This window comes from Nesterenkonia sp. HG001, from assembly GCF_034438835.1.
In the GTDB taxonomy this organism is placed as follows: domain Bacteria; phylum Actinomycetota; class Actinomycetes; order Actinomycetales; family Micrococcaceae; genus Nesterenkonia; species Nesterenkonia xinjiangensis.
Genome location: NZ_JAOSZD010000001.1, coordinates 134,290 through 153,899 on the forward strand (window position 1 = coordinate 134,290; position 19,610 = coordinate 153,899).

A 19,610-nucleotide genomic window follows, 5' to 3' on the forward strand; every position below is an offset into this window, starting at 1 on the left:
GGCGGTTCTCATCAAGACCTCATCAGGGTCTCATCGATCTCTCATCTGCGGTGCGCAGAATGCTGAGCATGCAGAAGAACACGCACGGTGACCACGAGCGCTCGCCCCAGGCACCCGCCGAGCACGTCCCCTCCAAGGAGCACACCATGACCCCGGCCTCCCGCACCCTCTCTCCCGCGACGATCACCGGACTGTCCGTTGCCGCACTGGCTGCTCTGGTCCTGACCGCCTGCGGCCCTGACGACACATTGGACACCTCAGGCGACGGTGAGCCGAACTCCACCGTGACCATCGGCGCCGAGGACCAGGACGCTGCCGACGACGCACAGGGCGAGGCTGACGAGACCAACCCGGCGGAGGACGCTGACGCCACGGCGGAGGAAGACCCCGCCGAGGAGGAGGACGAGCCGTCAGCCTCCGGTGAGGACCACCCGCTCTACGGCGGCCTGGAGACCGTGCAGGCCGAGTACCCGGACGGTGTGGTCTTCGAGGTGGAATCCGACGACGACCGCTACGAGTGGCACGTCTCCGTGGACGGCATCGAGCGTGAACTCCACACGGAGAAGGCCAGCGGCGAGATCGTCCACACTGAGGACGACGACGCCCCCGACTCTGATGATCTGCGCGAGATCGACGCGATCGAGATCGACATCGCCGAGGCCTTTCAGACCGCTGAGGAGCACGCCGGCGATCCGGCCGGCGCCTTCGTGGACGAGGCACAGCTCGACACCGAGGGCGGCGACGTCGTCTGGGACATCGAGCTCGACAACGGCCGAGAGATCGCGGTGGACGTCACCTCGGCCGAGGTCATCCACATCGACGACTGACCTCACACTCACCAGAACGACTCAGCACGACTCGGAACGACTCAGCACGACTCAGCACGGTCAGGGCGCCTCGCGAAGTCCGCGGGGCGCCCTGACCGTGCCGTCGCACGCCCGGGCAGCGCCTCAGATGCCCCTCAGCTGGGGTGACGTAGACTGAACAGGCTTCGATCACCGCACGACTGATGCACGCAGGAGGTGCCCGCGTGACCGCCATCAAGGGCGACGACGACCAGGACTCCTCGGCCGAGGCTCTTCCCGCGGCTCAGGACCTCACCGGATCCTCCATCAAGGCACGGGCCTGGCGCTCATTCGTGGAGACTGCGGCGACCATCAATGTGAAGATGGAGAAGCGCCTCCACTCCACCACCGGACTGCGCCTGACCGACTACAACCTGCTGCTCCTGCTCACCGAGGCCACAGGCAATCAGCTGCGCATGGGGGAGCTCGCCGAGCGGATGGTCTTCTCCCCCTCACGACTCTCGTACCAGGCCAAGTCCTTGCAGGCCCGCGGGCTCATCAGCCGGTGCGCGGACCCGACCGACCGTCGCGGGATGACCGCCACGCTGACCGAGGAAGGGCGCCGGGTCTTTCGGGAGGCCTCCGCGGTCCACGCCCAGCACATCCGGCAGATCTTCCACGACAGCGTCGACGAGGACGAGGCCGCAGCCCTGCGGGAGATCTGCAGGAAACTCCTGCAGACCACGGAGGAGACGGAGCTGCGCTGACCGGCAGGAAGCGCCAGGCCGCGGCCGACCACCTCTGGTGCAACTCGTGACTGCTCCGCTCAGCCAGATTCGCGGGCCAGCACGACCTCCACAGAGTCCGCCCTCTGCCGGAGCACCGTGAGATCCTCCAGAGACGCCTGCACACTGGCCAACGCCAGCCGGCCGTCGATCGCGTCCACCCCGGGCTCCAGCACCACCCCGATCCTGAGCTCCGGCCCGCTGCCGCCCCCGGCGACCGGTGTGCCGGAAGCGGTCGCCGTGCCCACGCCCCTGCCGGGAGCCATCACCAGCCGGGACACGCCCAGGCACTGCTCCACGATTCCCTCCAGCGCCGCGGCCACCTGCGGATCCTGATACGAGGGTGTCCACTGCCCGCCCTGCGCCAGGGCCACCACAGCCGGACGCCGCACCACGAAGGTGAAGTCCGCCCCCGGATCCAGCACCACCAGCTCGGACTCTTCGGCCAGAGCCGCCAGCATGACCCGTTCTGCCTCTGCGGCCACGGGACGGGCCTCAGGGTGCCAGGAGGTCAGCGCCTCCACTGAGGTGAAGATCGGCATGGCCGGACGCCCCGAGGCGGAAGTGATGGTCACCAGAGCGATGTCGGCCTCCTTGTCACCAACCGGGGCGCCGGCGTCAGCTTCCCCGTGCTCGCCGACGGTGGCGATCACCGGGACGAAGAGCCTCTGCCCCTGCAGCGCGGCGACGAATCCGGCCTCGTCCAACTGTCCGGCCAGCAGCCTCTGACGCGCCGTGACGAGCTGCACGGAGGCCCGGCCGTCGTCGCCGTCGAAGGCATGCAGCGGATTCCCCTCTCCGGAGAGGTTCCGGCCCTCCCAGGGGATGCCCGCAGAGTCCGCAGGCCGGCCATCGGCCGCACGCGACTGACGCTGCAACAGGTTCGCGATGTGGGACGGAAGCTCACGGGCTGAGCCCTCGGTGTCCTCGGCGACCCCGGCGCCCTGGTCCAGCGGGTTCCGTGCCCGGTTCGGCCGGTGCCCCTGTTCGCCGTGATGGTGCGTCATGCCGAAGCGGCCGCCACCTTCAGCGCGTCGGGGAAGGTGAACTTGTCCGCGTAGAGCGCCTTGCCCATGATGGCACCCTCCACGCCATGGGAGACCATCTTGGCCAGCGCGGAGACGTCCTCCAGGGAGGAGATCCCGCCGGAGGCCACCACGGGCTTGGCGGTGCGCCGGCAGACCTCCGCCAGCAGATCGGTGTTGGGCCCACGCAGGGTGCCGTCCTTGGTGACATCGGTGACCACGTACCGCGGGCAGCCGGCGTCCTCGAGGCGCTCCAGCACCTCCCAGAGGTTGCCGCCTTCCTTGGTCCAGCCACGGGCGGCCAGGGTCTCGCCGCGGACATCGAGTCCCACCGCGATGGCCTCGCCGTGGCGCTCGATGGCGCGCGCAGTCCACTCGGGGTCCTCCAGGGCGGCAGTGCCCAGGTTCACCCGGGTCGCGCCGAACTCCAGAGCGCGGTCCAGCGACTCGTCGTCGCGGATTCCTCCGGAGAGTTCGATCTTGATGTCCAGCTCCTTCACCACGCGGGCCAGCACCTCACGGTTGTGCCCGCGGCCGAAAGCGGCGTCGAGATCCACCAGATGGATCCACTCGGCCCCCTGCTGCTGCCAGGTCAGGGCCGCCTCCAGTGGATCTCCGTAGCCGGTCTCGGAACCTGCCTCCCCCTGCACCAGACGGACGGCCTGGCCGTCGGCGACGTCGACGGCGGGCAGCAGCTCCAGGGCGGGCACGGTGGCGGTCTCGGGAGTGTTCTCGGGGGCGCTCTCAGCCATGGCGGCGGATCTCTCTTCCTGCGGCGGTGGTCCTGCGGGTGGTCGTAGCGGGCTGGCCGATGTGGCGGCCCAGCGGATCAGAGGCTCTCGATCCAGTTCTTCAGCAGCTGCATGCCGGCGTCGCCGGACTTCTCCGGATGGAACTGGGTGGCGGCCAGCGGGCCGTTCTCCACGGCGGCGATGAAGTCCGCCCCGTGGTGGGACCAGGTCACCTTCGGCGCAGACATGGCGTCCACGGTCTGGTCGAAGCCCCACTGCTGGACGGCATAGGAGTGCACGAAGTAGAAGCGCTCGTCCTCGATGCCGTCGAAGAGCACCGAGTCCTGCGCCGGGCGGACGGTGTTCCACCCCATGTGGGGGACGACCACGTCCTGCGGCAGGGCGGTGACCTCTCCCGGCCACTCCCCCATTCCCTCGGCGGCGATCCCGTGCTCTACTCCGCGCTCGAAGAGGATCTGGTGCCCCACGCAGATTCCCAGCACGGGGCGCCCGCCGGCGACTCGACGTCCGATCCAGCGTGGAGCGTCGATGGACGTCAAGGCCTCCATCACCGCGGCGAAGGCGCCCACTCCCGGGACGACCAGCCCGTCGGCGTCGAGCACCTGTCGGGTGTCCCGGGTCAACGTGACCTGGGCGCCCACGCGCTCCAAGGCTCGGACCGCGGAATGGACGTTGCCGGAGCCGTAGTCCAGGACGACGACCTCAGGCTTCGCCATCACAGCGCTCCCTTGGTCGAGGGGATGCCTTCCACCCGCGGGTCCGACTCGACCGCGGCACGCAGAGCTCGGGCGAAAGCCTTGAACTGCGCCTCCACGATGTGGTGGGGATCCCGTCCGGCCAGCACACGCATGTGCAGGCAGATCCCGGAGTGGTACGTGATCGCCTCGAAGGCGTGACGGGTCATCGATCCGGTGAAATGGCCGCCGATCAGGTGGTACTGCTGCCCCTCGGGCTCCCCTGTGTGGACCAGATACGGGCGGCCGGAGACGTCGACGATCGCCTGCGCCAGCGCCTCGTCCAGCGGGACCGTCGCCTCGCCGAAACGGCGGATGCCCGCCTTGTCACCCAGGGCGGTGCGCAGCACCTCACCGATGACGATGGCGGTATCCTCCACGGTGTGGTGGACATCGATGTGGGTGTCTCCGCTGGCCTCGATCTCCAGATCGATCAGCGAATGCTTCGACAAGGCGGTGAGCATGTGGTCGAAGAACGGCACACCGGTGGAGATCTTCGACGTGCCGGTTCCGTCGAGGTCCATGCGGACGCGCACGCTGGACTCTGAGGTCACTCGTTCCATCTGGGCCGCGCGGCCCGAGATCAGTTCTGCTCCCATGGCTCCTGCTCGTGAGGTACGGGGGTGGGTCTGGTGACGCCGGGGTCCAGTCTACGCACCCCTGTGGAAGGCCTCGGCGTGCACGACAGCGGTCTCAGACGCTGGAACGCGACGCCCGCGCCACGGCCCGGAGTCAGCGCCCCAGATGGCGCCGCAGCGACTCGAGGAAGGCGGTCGTCTCCTCCTCGGTGCCGGCAGTCACCCGCAGGTGGCCGGGGATGCCGACGTCGCGGATGAGGATGCCGTCATCGAGGAGATGCTGCCAGGCGGCCTTCTCATCGCTCAGGCCGCCGAAGAAGACGAAGTTCGCATCCGACGGAGCGGGTGTGAGCCCGTAGCTGCTCAGCGTCTCCACGATGCGGTCACGCTGGGACTTGATGCGCTCGACGTTGGCCATCAGCGTCGCGCTGTGGTCCAGGGCCGCCTCCGCGGTGGCCTGGGTGACCGCCGAGAGGTGGTAGGGAAGCCTCACCAACCGCAGCGCGTCTGTGACCTCCTCCGCGGCGGCCAGGTAGCCCAGCCGTCCACCCGCCAGGGCGAAGGCCTTGCTCATCGTGCGTGAGACGATCAGCCGCTCCCGTCCGGCCAGCAGCTCCAGCGCCGAGGGCGTGCCGTTCTGCCGGAACTCCCCGTAGGCCTCGTCGACGACGACCATGGTGTCGCCCTCAAGGGCGGCCGCATAGGCGGCCTCAACGACGTCGAGCCCCAGCGCGGTGCCGGTCGGGTTGTTGGGAGAGCAGAGGATCACCACATGGGGGCGGTGCTCACGGATCTGCCGGGCGACATCCGCAGCGCTCTGTGTGAAGTCCTCCCCCCGAGTGCCCGGGATGTACTCGCTGTAGGTCCCACGGGCGTAGAGCGGGTACATCGAATACGTGGGAGGGAAGGCCAGCACGGAGCGTCCCGGGCCGGCGAAGGCCTGCAGGATGTGCTGCATGATCTCATTGGACCCGTTGGCCGCCCAGATGTTCTCGGCACTCAGCCCATGGCCCAGGTAGTCGGCGAGCTTCTCGCGCAGCCGGGTGAACTCGCGGTCCGGGTAACGGTTCAGGGACTGTGCGGCGAGCCGGACCTCTGTGGTGATCGCGTCCACGACGTCCGCGGGGACGTCATAGGTGGTCTCGTTGACGTTGAGCATGGCCCGCACGGTCAGCTGCGGGGCCCCGTAGGGCTCCTGCCCGCGCAGCTCATCCCGGAGGGGCAGCCGCGCCAGACGATCTGATCGGTCAGGGTTCTCCGTCGTCGGCGTCGCGCCGGCCCCGTTCTGCTGAGGTTTCACGCGCCCATCCTACTCGCGGAGCTGGGCCCGCCCCCACCGTGGAGCCTGAGCTTGACGCAGTGCGTCACGCCCATCGGCCACAGGACGATCAGTCCAGCACCGGAACGTGGAGGGTCTGCCCCGGGTGCAGCTCCGAGGAGGAGAGGTCGTTCAGCTCCGCGATCTGCCCGATGAGGACCTGGACGTCTTCGCCGGAGTCCAGCTCCGAGGCGACGCTCCAGAGCGTGTCCCCGGGGGCGACCGTGACCTCGACGGCCTCCACACCTGCGGGCTCTTGGCTCGAGGCCTGGGCCATGTTGGCGAAGCTGCCGGCCAGCAGCGCGAGTCCGACCAGGGCGGCGGCCAGCAGAGTGAGCGCCGGCAGGCCGATGAGCAGCAGCCGCCCCCGACGAGTCAGGGTCATGCCGGAACGCCCGAGAGCGACCGAGGCAAGGGGGCCGGATGCGTGAGCCGCACCGGAGACCGGACGGGCGGTGAAGGAGGTGTGCGAGTGACGCATGGGGAAGAACCTCTCTCGTACTGACTGTGGCATCGAAGACTCTTCGAAGCTGTGTTCTATTTCTAGCACACATGTTCGACGCGGGACCAGACATGCGTTCGAATATGCTGGCCCCGGGCGCCCGGTTCCCGTAGCCTGAGCCACATGTTCGAACCGAGTTTCGGATGCGATGTTCGATCGGGCGTCCATGTCGGAGAGTCCATCAGGACCCTCTGACATGAACTGCACGTTCTGGGCCTCGTGACGTTCCGGAGTCGGCCGCGAACCCGATGAGACCCTGCGGAGAGAGGCGTGAGACATGGCCGTGGAGAAGCGACCTGCTGAGAACAACCTGCCGCGGGACCGGACGCATGGGGAGGCTCCCCGCCTGACCGAGCGGCAGCGCGGCATCGTCGATGTGATCCAGCAGTCCCTCGCCGAGCGCAGCTATCCTCCGTCGATGCGTGAGATCGGGGACGCCTGCGGCCTCGCGTCGCTGTCCTCGGTGACGCATCAGCTCGCTCGTCTCCAGCAGATGGGCTACCTGAGCAGAGTCCCGGGGAAGCCGCGCGCCATGGAGGTCATCCGTGACTCCTCAGGCCGCCTCCTGGCCGCTGAGGGTCCCACTGACGCGGAGCAGACCTCCCCGGCTTCAGAGGGGCCGGCGGAGCGCCGCCGCGCCGTGGACAGCGCCGTGGTGGACCTGGACGCCTATCGCGAGCAGTCCGACAGCCGGACCGCTGACATCCCGGTGGTCGGGCGCATCGCCGCCGGCGGCCCGATCCTGGCCGAGCAGCATGTGGAGGACGTGATGCCTCTGCCCCGCCAGCTCACCGGAGAGGGTGAGCTGTTCATGCTCCAGGTCCGTGGTGACTCGATGATTGAGGCCGGCATCTTCGAGGACGACTGGGTGGTGGTCCGCCGGCAGCATACGGCGGAGAACGGCGACATCGTCGCAGCGCTGCTCGACGATGAGGCCACGGTGAAGACCCTGCGCCGTCGCGACGGGCACCAGTGGCTGCTGCCGCAGAACCGCAGCTACGAGCCGATCCTCGGCGACGAGGCGACCATCATGGGCCGGGTCGTCACCGTGCTGCGCAGCCTCTGACCCAAGGACGGAGGTCCGCGCGGACTCAGCCCTCGCTGGACTGGTGGTCCGCCAACCTGCGGAGCGCGCCTCGAGCGATGTCTCCGCTGACCGTGGGCCAGAAGTCCGGCATGGACTTCTTCAGGAAGCCCCCGTAACGCGCCGTGGCCAGCCGGGAGTCCAGGATGGCCAGCACTCCCCTGTCTTCGGCGCTGCGGATCAGCCGCCCCGCGCCCTGGGCCAGTCGCGTGGCGGCGTGAGTGGCGGCCACCTGCATGAAGCCGTTGCCTCCGTGGCGCGCCACCTCCTGGGTGCGCGCGCTCATCAGCGGATCGTCGGGTCGGGGGAAGGGGATCCTGTCGATCGCCACGAGTCGGCAGGATCGGCCCGGGACGTCGACACCCTGCCAGAGGCCCATGGTGCCGAACAGGCAGGTCTCCTCGTCCGCGGCGAACTCCCGCACCAGTGACGACATCGTGGCGTCTCCCTGACAGAGGATCGGCACGTCCAGCCGCTCACGCAGGTCCTCGGCCGCCTCCTCCGCCGCACGGCGCGAGGAGAACAGCGCCAGCGTCGCCCCGCGTGAGGCCTCGATGAGCTCAGCAAGCTCATCACGCTGCTGGTCGGCGGTCTTCAGCGACGGAGCCGGCAGATGCTTCGCCACATAGAGCACCCCCTGTTTCGGGTACTCGAATGGGCTGCCGACGTCGACGCCATCCCAGGCAGGGGCTTTCTCCCCACCCAGCCCCAGCGCGCCGGCGACGGGTTCGAAGCTGTCTCCGATGGTGAGCGTCGCCGAGGTCAGGATCACAGTCCTGTCACCGAAGAGTCCCTCGCGGAGCCGTCCGGCCACCGAGGTGGGAGCCACGTTCACGACCGGCGGCTCGGTGATGTCGGCCTCGCGGTATCCCACTCCTGGGGTGAAGCTTCCAGGTCTGGTCAGCCAGATGACGTCCGGGGTCTCCGGAGACTGCAGCATCCGTTCCGCGGTCTCCTGGACCGCCTGCACCCGGGCCCGAGCCGTGGAGCGACCGGTGTCGCCGTCGGAGTCTCCGGAGGGCTTGCTGTCCGAGAGGGCCGTGCGGGCCGCGTTGCGGGCGATCTCGAGGGCCTGGGTCTGCTGAGGGTCCAGCCCACGTGCCAGCAGTCCGGACTCCTTGGCGTGGAAGGCGGCGTCGACGGCGATGGCCGCAGCCTGCAGATCCTCCCCGCTGAGCGACGTGTGCCGGCGCAGCGAGTTCGCCGCCGTCTGGATCATCTGCGCAGACAGCTGCGCTGTGACGGCGGAGGTCACCCGGTCAGCGAGCTCATGGGCCTCGTCGATGATGACCGCGTCATGTTCGGGCAGCACCTGCAGACCCTCGAAGGCGTCGATGGCCAGCATCGCGTGATTGGTGACCACGAGATCAGCGTCCACAGCACGCTCGCGGGCGAGCTCGGAGAAGCACTCCGAGGCCATCGGGCATCGTCGCGGTCCGATGCAGTCCACAGCATTGACCGAGACCTGCCGCCAGGCCTTGTCCGAGACCCCCTCAGGGAGGTCATCACGATCTCCCGTCTCCGTCTCCTCGGCCCACTCGCGCAGCCGCACGACCTCCCGACCCAACCGAGAGCCGGGCTCCGGGGCGGATTCACCGGCGGGCTCGTCGCCGAAGGAGAACAGCGCCTGCTCCTCATCCTCCTGAGGGAACCCGCCCTCGAGCTTGTGCTTGCAGAGGTAGTTGGCACGCCCCTTGACCAGGGCGATGCTGACCCCCTGGTCAAGCTCGTCCCCCAGCTGCTCCAGCAGGCGCGGCAGGTCCCGGCCCATGATCTGCGCCTGCAGCGCCAGGGTCGCCGTAGAGATCAGCACCGGACGCTCGCTGTCCAGCGCATGCACGACGGCGGGCACCAGGTAGGCCAGTGACTTGCCCGTCCCGGTGCCCGCCTGCACGAGGAGGTGCCGCCGCCGTCGCAGGGCATGGTCGACATGGCGTGCCATGTCGACCTGACCTTCCCGATGCACGCCGCCCATAGCGGTCACGGCGTGCTCGAGCAACGTGGTCGACCGCAGATGCCCGGTGGACTGGGTGGTCGGCGCCTCCGCGCTCATGCAGCGCCCGGCTCGTCCGTCGCCTCGGCGTCAGCGTCCGGATCTTCAGCGTCCGGATCTTCAGAGGGCGCTTCCCCCAAAGCGGTGTGACCACCGGCCACGACGTGCTCCTGCAGCTCGGCGGCCAGCTCCGGCCGGACCCGCACGCTCATCCGGGTGCCCTCGGCCTGATACTCGGTGCTCAGGATCTCTGCATCGGAGCCGTGCAGCCGAGAGACGAGGTCCCCGGCGGCGTAGGGCACCAGCAGCTCCAGCGCCACGTCCGGACGCGGGATCGACTCGCTGATCAGCTCCCGCAGATCGTCGACTCCCTGGCCGGTGTGCGCCGAGACGAGCACGGTGCGCCGCTCCCGGCGACGGATCCGTTCGATGACGACGTCGTCGGCCATGTCCGCCTTGTTGAGCACGATGATCTCCGGCACCTCGTGGGCGTCGACATCAGCGAGGACCTTGCGGACCGCGCTGATCTGCCCCTCCGGCTCCGGATGCGAGGCGTCCACGACGTGCAGGATCAGGTCGGCGTCGGCGACCTCCTCCAGTGTGGAGCGGAAGGCCTCCACCAGCTGGGTGGGGAGCTGCCGGACGAAGCCGACCGTGTCCGAGAGGGTGTAGCCGATCCCGTCCGGGGTGACAGCCTTGCGCACCGTGGGGTCCAACGTGGCGAACAGGGCGTTCTCCACGAGGACTCCGGCGTCGGTGAGGCGGTTCAGCAGGGAGGACTTCCCGGCGTTGGTGTATCCGGCGATCGCCACTGAGGGCACCGCATTGCGCCTGCGATTGGCCCGCTTGGCGTCACGCGCAGGCTTCATCCCAGCGATCTGTTTGCGCAGCTTCGCCATCCGCGTGTTGATGCGCCGACGGTCCAGCTCGATCTTCGTCTCACCGGGACCGCGGGATCCCATGCCCGCGCCGGCGCCTCCGACCTGTCCACCGGCCTGCCGGGACATCGATTCACCCCAGCCGCGCAGCCGTGGAAGCAGATACTCCAGCTGGGCCAGCTCCACCTGAGCCTTGCCCTCCCGGGACTTGGCGTGCTGGGCGAAGATGTCCAGGATCAGGCCTGTGCGATCGATGACCTTGACCTTCACGATGTCCTCGAGCCCGCGCCGCTGTGACGGGGCCAGCTCAGAGTCGACGACCACCGTGTCCGCACCGAGCTCGGCGACGGCCTGGCGAATCTGCTCCGCCTTGCCGGAGCCGAAGAACGTGCCGGGATCGGGAGTGGCGCGCCGCTGGACGAAGCCGTCCAGCACGGTGGATCCGGCGGTCTCGGCCAGGGCTGCGAGTTCGCGCAGCGAGTGCTCCGCCTCGGCGATGGGCCCGTCGCTCCACAGACCGGCCAGCACGACCCGCTCCAGGCGGAGCTGCCGGTATTCGACCTCGGAGACGTCCTCCAGCTCGGTGGAGAGGCCCTCCACGCGGCGCAGCGAGCGCCGCTCGAGCAGATCGAACTGATCTCCGTCGGCCTCGGTGTGCTGGGTCCGCAGGTCCGAGAGCTCCCGAGCCTGCCCGTCCAGCACAGATCGGCGGTCGGTCCCGACGGCCTCTCCGTCACGACGATGCGCAGGGTCGGCGACGAAACGGGTCCGGGCAGAGCGGGTGACCGTCTCTGCGCGAGCCTCGTCGGCGGCCAAGATGCGTTCGATGGTGGCATCGACCGAGGCCTGGTCACCGGAGACGGCTGCGGCAGCGGGCGTGATGTCCTCGTGCTGCTCATCTCCGGTGCTGGGTGTGGTGTTGTCCTGATGGGTGTTCGTCATGATCTCCTTGTCGGGACCGCCGGTCAGCGACGGGTCCCTGTGTACCGGATCTCGACTCCGGCCGGCCCCCAGAAGGGTCCTTCCATCCTACGGCTCTGCGCTGCGGCGGCACTAGCGGAGGCCGCCAGCTGTGCAGTGCGACCTGGGCAGGGCACCCGCTGTGGAGGATCAGTCCTCCGGCGCGTGGAGAGGGATGCGGATTCGAGACGTGATGGTCATCTCCGGCCGGCGGGCACGTCGGGCAGACGGCGGGCCAGAGCTCGTGCAGGGTGATGGCAGGCGGGCATCGACCGATGAGGCCTGCGCGCTCGACCGTGGGCGACCAGGAGGCCGCTGCTCACGGGAGCATCAGGGGTGAGGAATCCACATGCTCACCAAGTTTACGGGGTTCTGGCCCCGACGGCGAATCCCCTGTCGGGCTGAGGCGATAGCATCACCCTGTGAGCTCTCAGCACTATTTCTCCACCACCCCCTCGGGATCGGCGCGACGCCGCGAGGTCGACGTCGAGCTGGCCGGCCGACAGGTCTCCGTGGTGACCGCCGGCGGGATCTTCTCCCCGGACGGCATCGACAAGGGAACGGCGGTGCTGCTGAAGCACGTGCCGGATCCGGCCCGTGAGGGTCACCTGCTCGACATCGGCTGCGGCTGGGGCCCGATCGCCCTCACTCTGGCGCTGCGCGCACCGGAGGCGACGGTCTGGGCCGTGGACGTCAACGAACGATCCCGGGAGCTGTGCGCCGAGAACGCGCAGCGGCTGGGCCTGGACAATGTGCGAGTCATGTCCCCGGAGGAGGTTCCCTCCGGGGTCCGATTCACCACCATCTGGTCCAACCCGCCGATCCGGGTGGGCAAGGCCGTCCTGCACGAGCTGCTGGAGCTGTGGCTGCCCCGGCTCGCCGACGACGCCGAAGCCTGGCTCGTGGTGCAGAAGAACCTGGGTGCGGACTCGCTGCTGACCTGGATCCGCTCGATGCTCGCCGCGGTCGGCGACGACTTCGAGGCTGACCGCCCCGAGACCTCCAAGGGCTTCCGTCTGTTGCGGGTGCGGCGCGATCAGGGCTGAGCCGGCCCGGGGCTGAGCCTTTCCTGAGCCGTCCCCGAGTCATGGAGGCCGCGCCCGTTCAGGCGAGGGTGCCGGCGAAGACGTTCTCCGCTGGGCCGGAGAGCTCCACGTCTTCGGCACCGTCCTGTCGGGCCAGGAAACGCACGCGGACCTCACCTCCGGGCACCTGGACGGTCCACGTGTCGACTCCGTCCTCGGCGGCCCAGACCCGCACTGCGGCGGCGGCCGCACAGGCTCCGGTGCCGCAGGACAGCGTCTCGCCGACCCCGCGTTCGTGCACGCGCATGCGCACCTGCCCCTCACCGTCGACCACCAGCGGATCTGAGGGGACCACGAACTCCACATTGGTGCCCTGCGGTGGCACCGGATCCACCTGCGGCGCCGCATGGAGTTCCAGGGCCTCCAGGACCTCCTCCTCCGGCAGAGCCACCACCGTGTGGGGGTTGCCCAGGGAGATGCTCAGCGCCGGGCGCGGATCAGTGAGCCCCTGGGCGATGACCAGGGAGTCCGAGGCGTTGGCCTGGGCGAGCTCCGGGTCGATGAAGGACCAGATGCCCATGCCGATGGCGTAGCCCTCGGGGACTCGGCGCACCGTGCGCATGCCGGCCCGGGTGACCAGGGGCAGCTCCTCCCCCTCGGCGAGCTCCACGAGGCCTTCGGAGATCAGGAAGTTCGCGAAGGCGCGCACACCGTTGCCGCACATCTCCGCCACCGACCCGTCGGCGTTCCAATAGTCCATGAACCAGAGCATCTCGACCTCGGCGTCGGAGAGCTGGTCCTCCTCCTCGAGCAGCTGCCGCGTCTCCGCGGCGAGCCGAGCGGGCACCGCACGGATCAGCCCGTCGCCTCCGACCCCCTGGTGGCGATCGCACAGGGCACGGACGGCCCCAGGCGTGATCTCCAGGGAGCCGTCAGGGTCCGAGAGCATCACGAAGTCATTGCCCGTCGCGTGGGCCTTGGTGAATCGGGCGCCGCTCAGCGCGTCGAGTGCGGAGAGGTGATGGGCCACGGTGGCTGCCTTCCTGAGCATGGGATGGGTGGGATCAGTTCCGGTGAGGTTCAACGTCTGAAGCTGCGATCCACTTCCTGCAGCGCGGCCTGTGCCCGCTCGGCCAGCTCGCCGACGACGTCCTCGGCGTCCATGTCCACATCCAGCCAGCTGATCCGAGGATCGGCGCGAAACCAGGTGTCCTGGCGCTTCGCGAAGCGTCGGGTGGAGGCCACGGTCTCCTCGATCGCCTCCCTCTGGGTGAGCTGACCGTCCAGGACGGCGAGAAACTGCTGATATCCGATGGCCCGGGACGCCGTTCGACCCTGGCGCAGCCCTGCGAGGGCCAATGTGCGGACCTCCTCGAGCAGCCCGCCGGCGGCCATCCGCTGCACGCGCGTCTCGATGCGCTCGCGAAGCAGAGCGCGGGGCATGCGCAGACCGATCTGCCGCACCGGCTCCAGCTGGGGCTCGTGAAGCCGCTGCGGCATGAAGGAGGAGAAGCTGCGTCCGGTCAGCCGAACGACTTCCAGAGCCCGGATCAGACGGCGGTCATCTTGGACGGCGGCTGCGGACTCAGGATCGATCTCACGCAGTTCCTCCCGCAGCGGATCCGGCCCGGTGTCCTCCAGACGCTGGGTGAGCACGCTGCGCAATTGCGGGTCAGTGGGCGGGAACTCGATGGAGTCGATGACGGCCCGCACGTAGAGCCCGGACCCCCCGACCAGCACAGGCACGCGGCCGCGCCCCCGGATCTCCGCGATGATCTCCCGAGCCCGCAGCCGGTAGACGGCCACCGAGGCCTCCTGGGTGACATCGAGGACGTCGAGCAGGTGGTGCGGCACCCCGCGGCGCTCCTCGTCGGTCACCTTGGCGGTGCCGATGTCCATTCCTCGGTAGAGCTGCATGGAGTCAGCGTTGACGACCTCTCCGCCGAGTCGATGGGCCAGCTCCACGCCGAGCGCCGACTTGCCGGTGGCGGTGGCGCCTACGACGACGATCAGCGGCAGCTCCGACTGCGCGGCGGCCACGGGCTCAGCCGTTCGGGCGCAGCGTCGGCATGCCCAAGGAGACGGCCCCGGGCTGCTCACCGCCCACCTGCGTCGTGCCCACGCCGCAGGACTCGGCCTGTGCGCGGTCCCAGGCGTCGCCGGCCCGGGAACGCCGCAGCCTGAACTCCTCGACAGACGTCGGATCGGCCAGCAGGTGATAGGAGCCGGCGTCAGTGATGGACACGGTCACGAAGTCCCCCGGCCGTGGCTCCGGTGCGCCGGTGGGCACGGAGAAGTGCACCAGACGGTTGTCCGGGGCCCGCCCGGAGCGTCGTCCCGTCTCTGACCCCTTGGACCCGGAGTCTGCGGTGACCAGCAGCTCCTGCACGGTGCCGATCTGCCTCTGGTTCTCCTCCGCGGTGATGCGGTTCTGCAGCGCGATCAGTCGCTCGAAGCGCTCCTGGACCACCTGCTTGGGGATCTGGTCCTCCATGGTGGCCGCCGGTGTGCCGGGGCGGGCCGAGTACTGGAAGGTGTAGGCGGAGCAGAAGCGGGATGCCTCGACCACGCGCATGGTGTCCTGGAAGTCTTCCTCGGTCTCGCCGGGAAAGCCTACGATGATGTCAGTGGTGACGGCCGCGTGCGGCATCCGTGCGCGGACCTTGTCCAGGATCCCGAGGAACTTCTTGGACCGGTACGACCGTCGCATGGACTTCAGCACGGTGTCCGAGCCGGATTGCAGCGGCATGTGCAGCTGCGGCATCACGTTGGGCGTCTCCGCCATGGCGTCGATGACGTCGTCGGTGAAGGAGGCCGGGTGCGGACTGGTGAAACGGACGCGCTCGAGGCCTTCGATCTCCCCGCAGGCGCGCAGCAGCTTCGCGAAGGCCCCACGGTCACCGAACTCGACACCGTAGGTGTTCACGTTCTGCCCGAGCAGGGTCACCTCCACGGCTCCGTCCTCGACCAGCGCCTGCACCTCGGCGAGGATCTCACCGGGCCGCCGGTCACGTTCCTTGCCTCGCAGCGAGGGCACGATGCAGAACGTGCAGGTGTTGTTGCAGCCCACGGAGATGGACACCCAGCCGGAGTAGACCGCATCACGCTTGGTGGGAAGTGTGGAGGGGAAGGTCTCCAGGGACTCCAAGATCTCAATCTGCGCGTCCTGGTTGTGCCGGGAGCGTTCCAGCAGCGTCGGCAGCGAGCCGATGTTGTGGGTCCCGAACACGACGTCGACCCACGGGGCCTTCTCCAGCACCGCGTTCTGGTCCTTCTGTGCCAGACAGCCGCCGACTGCGATCTGCATGCCCTCGTGGTCACGCTTGGTGGCGCGCAGGTTTCCGAGGTGGCCGTAGAGCTTGTTGTCCGCGTTCTCCCGCACTGCGCAGGTGTTGAAGACGACGAGGTCCGGAGTGGCGTGCTCCTCCGCGGCGATGTAGCCGGCGTTCTCCAGGAGCCCGGAGATGCGTTCGGAGTCGTGGACGTTCATCTGGCAGCCGAAGGTGCGCACGTCGTAGGTGCGGACCTTCCCCGGCTGCTCGCCCGAGGGCTCGCGGGCCGACGCCGGCTGTGTGCGGTCCAGGGTCGTCTCGGTCATCGTCACGCTCGCAGATCTCACGGGGGCAGTCTCGGACTCGGGCGCGGTGTGACCCGCGGTGCCGGTCAATTCTACGCCCCCGCGGTGGCGGGTTCACACGCCCGCACCACCGGCGGTGTGCTCATCCAGCGCTTCACGGACCAGCTGGAACGCGGCCCCCGGGCTGTGGCCGCGCCGCGCGAGCATGGACACCAGGCGGCGGGTGTGCTTCTCCCGTTCCTTGCGGGCGGCGGCGTCCTGCCCCGGCGGCACGGTCACCCCACGCATCTTCTTGGCGATCAGTTCCCTGGCGGCCGAGGCCTCATCAGCGTCGCTGAGCTGCTCCAGGGCCTCCTCGGCCGTCTCCTCGGCGATGCCGCGGTCCTTGAGCTCCCGACGCAGCGCGCTGCGTCCGAGACCGCGGGTCTCGTGGCGGGTGCGGATCCACATCCGGGCGAAGGCGGCGTCATCGATCAGCTGGACCTCTTCCAGGCGGTCCAGCACCGACGTGATGACCTCCTGGGAGAAATCCTTCTCACGGAGCGCCTCAGCCAGCTGGTGGCGGCTCTTGGCAGAGCCGGTGAGCTTGCGCAGCACCAGATTCCGCGCCCGGTCACGCTCGTTCCCTTCAGCGGGAGCCTCCGTGCCCAGGGACAGAGGAGGCTCCGCCGGGGAGCCTGGCGCCGGAGCCGTCGCCGACCCAGACCCGACGGGGGCGGCCTCCTCGGCCCGATCCATGGACGACGGCGAGTCCCCCGCCTCGATCCGGGCGAGGGCCTCCTTCAACGCATCGATGGTGTCCCGCTGGTGGTCCTCGGTCTGAGGTGCGGACGCGGGATCCTCGCTGGCACTCATCTGTCAGCTCAGGCGGGGCCGTCGACGGCCTTCAGCGAGGGGCCGTCCTCCTCGGACGGCAGGCCGATGATGCCCAGCTTCTCCCGGATCCGACGCTCGATCTCATCGGCGAGGTCCGGATTGTCCTTGAGGAAGTGACGCGCCTTCTCCTTGCCCTGACCCAGCTGATCACCGTCATAGGTGAACCAGGCGCCGGACTTCTTCACCAGACCGTTCTCCACGCCGACGTCGATCAGCCCGCCTTCACGAGAGATCCCCTCGCCATAGAGGATGTCGAACTCGGCCTGCTTGAACGGCGGGGCCATCTTGTTCTTCACGATCTTGGCGCGGGTGCGGTTGCCGACCGCGTTCGTCCCCTCCTTGAGGGTCTCGATGCGGCGCACGTCCACCCGGACCGAGGAGTAGAACTTCAGCGCCTTGCCGCCGGAGGTCGTCTCCGGTGAACCGAAGAACACTCCGATCTTCTCCCGAAGCTGGTTGATGAAGATGGCGGTGGTCTTGGTCTGGGACAGCCGCCCGGCGATCTTGCGCAGCGCCTGGGACATCAGCCGGGCCTGCAGGCCGACGTGGCTGTCGCCCATCTCGCCCTCGATCTCGGCGCGCGGCACGAGTGCGGCCACGGAGTCGATGACGACGATGTCCAGCGACCCCGAGGAGACCAGCATGTCCATGATCTCCAGGGCCTGCTCACCGGTGTCCGGCTGGGAGACCAGCAGGGCGTCGGTGTCCACCCCCAGCTTCTCGGCGTAGGTGGGATCCAGGGCGTGCTCCGCGTCGATGAACGCCGCGATGCCGCCGTTCTTCTGTGCATTGGCCACCGCATGCAGCGCCACGGTGGTCTTGCCGGAGGACTCCGGGCCATAGATCTCGACGACTCGTCCGCGAGGGAAGCCACCGATGCCGAGCGCGGCATCCATGGCGATGGACGAGGTGGAGATGGTCTCGATCGGGGCTCGGGTCTCATCCCCGAGCCGCATCACCGATCCCTTGCCGTACTGCTTGTCGATCTGGGCCAGGGCCGCTTCGAGCGACTTCTCCCGGTCTGGGCTGACTGCCATGGTTCACCTCTGTGACGTCGTCTGTGCTGGTTGTCTCGCACCGGTGCGATGCGGTGCCGTGATGACGCCTCCGACACTACGCACCACCTCTGACACGTCTCTGCGCGCGGCGTTGAGCTGTGGACCGTCGGGCGTGGCGGACTCCGTATGCGACACCTTCTGTGGAGAACATTACCCCAGGGCCTCGAACATAGCTTCGAAGAGCTCGCGCGTGTCGCCGCCTGTCCGGCGGCGTGCCGCTCAGCGCTTGGGCGGGATATCGCGGCCGAGCCGCCGGGTCTCGGGGACCTCCTGCTGATCGCAGACCGCATCCCAGACGTCGCGCGGCCTCACTCCGGCCTCGAGGGCCTCGGAGGCCGTCTTCTGATAGCCGCTGAGCACGAGCGAGCCCGCCAGCACGCGCGCATAGCCGGAGCCGAACTCACCCTCCATGAGGAACCAGAATCTGCTCAGCTGCATGAACAGCGTCCTCTCCGGCGGCGCGCCGCGCAGGTGTCGTCACTTCTCACGAGCACCGGGTGGCGCTCATTCATCTCCGATGGCCGCGCCATCCCCGGCGGAGGGCTGGGCGCTGCCCTGCGGATCCTGGTCTGATCTGGGCAGGCCCGGGCCGGCCGGGTCATGCTCCGCATAGGTGCGGTTCAGCTTGGCGACCAGGGTGCTGAGGGTCTCGATCTCGTCCTGGCTCCAGGCCTGGAGCATCATCAGGTAGCGGTCGGCACGCTCTTGCTGAGCGGTCTCGAGGCGCTCACGACCCTCCGCGGTCAGCGAGACGGTCTGGGCCCGGCCGTCGGCGGGATCGGTCTCCTTGCTCACCCATCCGCGAGAGACCAGAGTGGTCAGCTGCCGGGAGAGCGTGGGCTTGCCGATCCCCAGATGCCGCGCGATGGAGGTCATCCGCGCAGGGCCTTCGTTCTGCAGGGTGGCCAGCACCGAATAGGAGGCAGGTTCGATCTCCGGGTCGATCCGACGGGCGAGCTGCAGGGCGTTGAACCGACGACGTACGAAGAGCCGGTTGAACTCACGCTCCAGCTCGCGGACCAGGGCAGGGCGCTCGGGCGTATCCATGCACTTCAGTCTAAAGGGTCGAGGCGCAGACCTCGGACACCCGGGCACACACACGGCGGAGGGCCCTCCCGCGATGGGACGGCCCTCCGTGCGCGGACGTTCTGATCGGTTCAGCCGCAGCTGCGGGCGAACTCTTCCTGGGTGAACTCCTCGGGGATGCCGTCGGGCACCACGCTGTGGCCGAACTCGCGCTGGAACTCGGTGGGCACGGTGTCCGGCACATGCAGCCCTTCAGCCGCTGCGACGCGCTCGGCCACCTGGCCCAGCATCGCCGAGAGCGGCACGTCCAGCGCGGCGCAGATCGACGCCAGCAGCTCGGACGAGGCTTCCTTCTGTCCGCGTTCGACCTCAGACAGGTAGCCCAGCGAGACGCGCGCGCCGTGCGAGACGTCTCGCAGCGTGCGGCCTTCGGCCTGCCGGATGCTGCGCAGGACATCTCCGATCTCCTGGCGCAGGACCACAGCCTTGGCCTCCTTGGACTCGGCGGCCGGTGCGGCGTCGAGGTCCAGGTCTTTCCAACGGGTGATGCCGTTGACGGTGACTGGCTGTCTCACCATGGACTTTCTCCTTCGTGGACTCCGATGGCCCTCATGCGTCTGCCCCTCGGTCAGGTGCTGGCCCTCACCAGGAACG

The 19,610-nt window shown here is 68.8% G+C and carries 20 protein-coding genes; 4 read left to right on the forward strand and 16 right to left on the reverse strand.

The genetic code is table 11. The features are described from left to right. Positions 1-68: 68 nt before the first annotated feature. Together ODE13_RS00580 and ODE13_RS00585 are read left to right on the forward strand one after the other, a co-directional pair. Complete coding sequence (locus tag ODE13_RS00580; RefSeq protein ID WP_322477524.1) at positions 69-827, forward strand: hypothetical protein; 759 nt, start codon at positions 69-71, stop codon at positions 825-827. Positions 828-1,030: 203 nt separating this feature from the next. After that, positions 1,031-1,552 (forward strand): MarR family winged helix-turn-helix transcriptional regulator, encoded by a 522-nt coding sequence (locus ODE13_RS00585; protein ID WP_322477525.1) that lies wholly within the window; start codon positions 1,031-1,033, stop codon positions 1,550-1,552. A 59-nt stretch (positions 1,553-1,611) separates the two neighbouring features. Here ODE13_RS00585 and ODE13_RS00590 read toward each other — a convergent pair whose 3' ends face one another. The 6 genes from ODE13_RS00590 to ODE13_RS00615 form a co-directional block, all read right to left on the reverse strand. Then, on the reverse strand, positions 1,612-2,577 hold the full coding sequence (locus ODE13_RS00590; RefSeq protein WP_322477526.1) for an SseB family protein: 966 nt from the start codon (positions 2,575-2,577) through the stop codon (positions 1,612-1,614). Further along, positions 2,574-3,347 carry a bifunctional 1-(5-phosphoribosyl)-5-((5-phosphoribosylamino)methylideneamino)imidazole-4-carboxamide isomerase/phosphoribosylanthranilate isomerase PriA gene (priA, locus tag ODE13_RS00595; protein ID WP_322477527.1) on the reverse strand — a complete coding sequence of 258 codons (774 nt, stop codon included), beginning with the start codon at positions 3,345-3,347 and terminating at the stop codon, positions 2,574-2,576. Before priA ends, ODE13_RS00590 begins: the two co-directional genes overlap by 4 nt. A gap of 77 nt (positions 3,348-3,424) precedes the next feature. Continuing rightward, positions 3,425-4,063 carry an imidazole glycerol phosphate synthase subunit HisH gene (gene hisH, locus ODE13_RS00600; RefSeq protein WP_322477528.1) on the reverse strand — a complete coding sequence of 213 codons (639 nt, stop codon included), beginning with the start codon at positions 4,061-4,063 and terminating at the stop codon, positions 3,425-3,427. After that, on the reverse strand, positions 4,063-4,680 hold the full coding sequence (gene hisB, locus ODE13_RS00605) for an imidazoleglycerol-phosphate dehydratase HisB (RefSeq protein WP_322477529.1): 618 nt from the start codon (positions 4,678-4,680) through the stop codon (positions 4,063-4,065). Before hisB ends, hisH begins: the two co-directional genes overlap by 1 nt. A 133-nt stretch (positions 4,681-4,813) precedes the next feature. Continuing rightward, entirely contained in the window at positions 4,814-5,959 is a 1,146-nt protein-coding gene (locus tag ODE13_RS00610) for a histidinol-phosphate transaminase (RefSeq protein ID WP_322477530.1), read from the reverse strand. An 88-nt stretch (positions 5,960-6,047) separates the two neighbouring features. Then, positions 6,048-6,458 carry a LysM peptidoglycan-binding domain-containing protein gene (locus ODE13_RS00615; protein WP_322477531.1) on the reverse strand — a complete coding sequence of 137 codons (411 nt, stop codon included), beginning with the start codon at positions 6,456-6,458 and terminating at the stop codon, positions 6,048-6,050. A 298-nt stretch (positions 6,459-6,756) separates the two neighbouring features. Here ODE13_RS00615 and lexA point away from each other — a divergent pair, with 298 nt between their 5' ends. Continuing rightward, positions 6,757-7,545 (forward strand): transcriptional repressor LexA, encoded by a 789-nt coding sequence (gene lexA / locus ODE13_RS00620; RefSeq protein ID WP_322477532.1) that lies wholly within the window; start codon positions 6,757-6,759, stop codon positions 7,543-7,545. 25 nt (positions 7,546-7,570) lie between these two features. On the opposite strand, the gene ODE13_RS00625 is transcribed toward lexA, so the two are convergent. Further along, on the reverse strand, positions 7,571-9,616 hold the full coding sequence (locus ODE13_RS00625) for an ATP-dependent DNA helicase (RefSeq protein WP_322477533.1): 2,046 nt from the start codon (positions 9,614-9,616) through the stop codon (positions 7,571-7,573). Beyond that, complete coding sequence (gene hflX, locus ODE13_RS00630; protein ID WP_322477534.1) at positions 9,613-11,376, reverse strand: GTPase HflX; 1,764 nt, start codon at positions 11,374-11,376, stop codon at positions 9,613-9,615. Before hflX ends, ODE13_RS00625 begins: the two co-directional genes overlap by 4 nt. Before the next feature lie 440 nt (positions 11,377-11,816). On the opposite strand from hflX, the gene ODE13_RS00635 reads away from it, so the two are divergent. Next, positions 11,817-12,440, forward strand: a complete 624-nt coding sequence (locus ODE13_RS00635) for a methyltransferase (RefSeq protein WP_179542420.1) — start codon at positions 11,817-11,819, stop codon at positions 12,438-12,440. Positions 12,441-12,498: 58 nt separating this feature from the next. Here ODE13_RS00635 and dapF read toward each other — a convergent pair whose 3' ends face one another. The 8 genes from dapF to ODE13_RS00675 all read right to left on the reverse strand — a co-directional run bounded on the left by dapF (position 12,499) and on the right by ODE13_RS00675 (position 19,534). Beyond that, positions 12,499-13,470, reverse strand: a complete 972-nt coding sequence (gene dapF, locus ODE13_RS00640; protein ID WP_322477535.1) for a diaminopimelate epimerase — start codon at positions 13,468-13,470, stop codon at positions 12,499-12,501. A gap of 29 nt (positions 13,471-13,499) precedes the next feature. After that, a complete protein-coding gene (gene miaA, locus ODE13_RS00645; protein WP_322477536.1) occupies positions 13,500-14,459 on the reverse strand; it encodes a tRNA (adenosine(37)-N6)-dimethylallyltransferase MiaA in 960 nt (319 codons plus the stop codon). 4 nt (positions 14,460-14,463) lie between these two features. Next, positions 14,464-16,017, reverse strand: coding sequence for a tRNA (N6-isopentenyl adenosine(37)-C2)-methylthiotransferase MiaB (miaB, locus tag ODE13_RS00650; protein WP_416210520.1), 1,554 nt, complete (start codon positions 16,015-16,017; stop codon positions 14,464-14,466). Between the two features lie 93 nt (positions 16,018-16,110). Then, complete coding sequence (locus ODE13_RS00655; protein ID WP_322477537.1) at positions 16,111-16,851, reverse strand: regulatory protein RecX; 741 nt, start codon at positions 16,849-16,851, stop codon at positions 16,111-16,113. An 8-nt stretch (positions 16,852-16,859) separates the two neighbouring features. Beyond that, positions 16,860-17,909 carry a recombinase RecA gene (gene recA / locus ODE13_RS00660; protein ID WP_322477538.1) on the reverse strand — a complete coding sequence of 350 codons (1,050 nt, stop codon included), beginning with the start codon at positions 17,907-17,909 and terminating at the stop codon, positions 16,860-16,862. 240 nt (positions 17,910-18,149) lie between these two features. Further along, on the reverse strand, positions 18,150-18,368 hold the full coding sequence (locus ODE13_RS00665; RefSeq protein ID WP_179542415.1) for a DUF3046 domain-containing protein: 219 nt from the start codon (positions 18,366-18,368) through the stop codon (positions 18,150-18,152). Positions 18,369-18,434: 66 nt separating this feature from the next. After that, positions 18,435-18,977, reverse strand: coding sequence for a MarR family winged helix-turn-helix transcriptional regulator (locus tag ODE13_RS00670; RefSeq protein WP_179542414.1), 543 nt, complete (start codon positions 18,975-18,977; stop codon positions 18,435-18,437). Between the two features lie 110 nt (positions 18,978-19,087). After that, entirely contained in the window at positions 19,088-19,534 is a 447-nt protein-coding gene (locus ODE13_RS00675; RefSeq protein ID WP_322477539.1) for a helix-turn-helix transcriptional regulator, read from the reverse strand. Positions 19,535-19,610 lie beyond the last annotated feature (76 nt).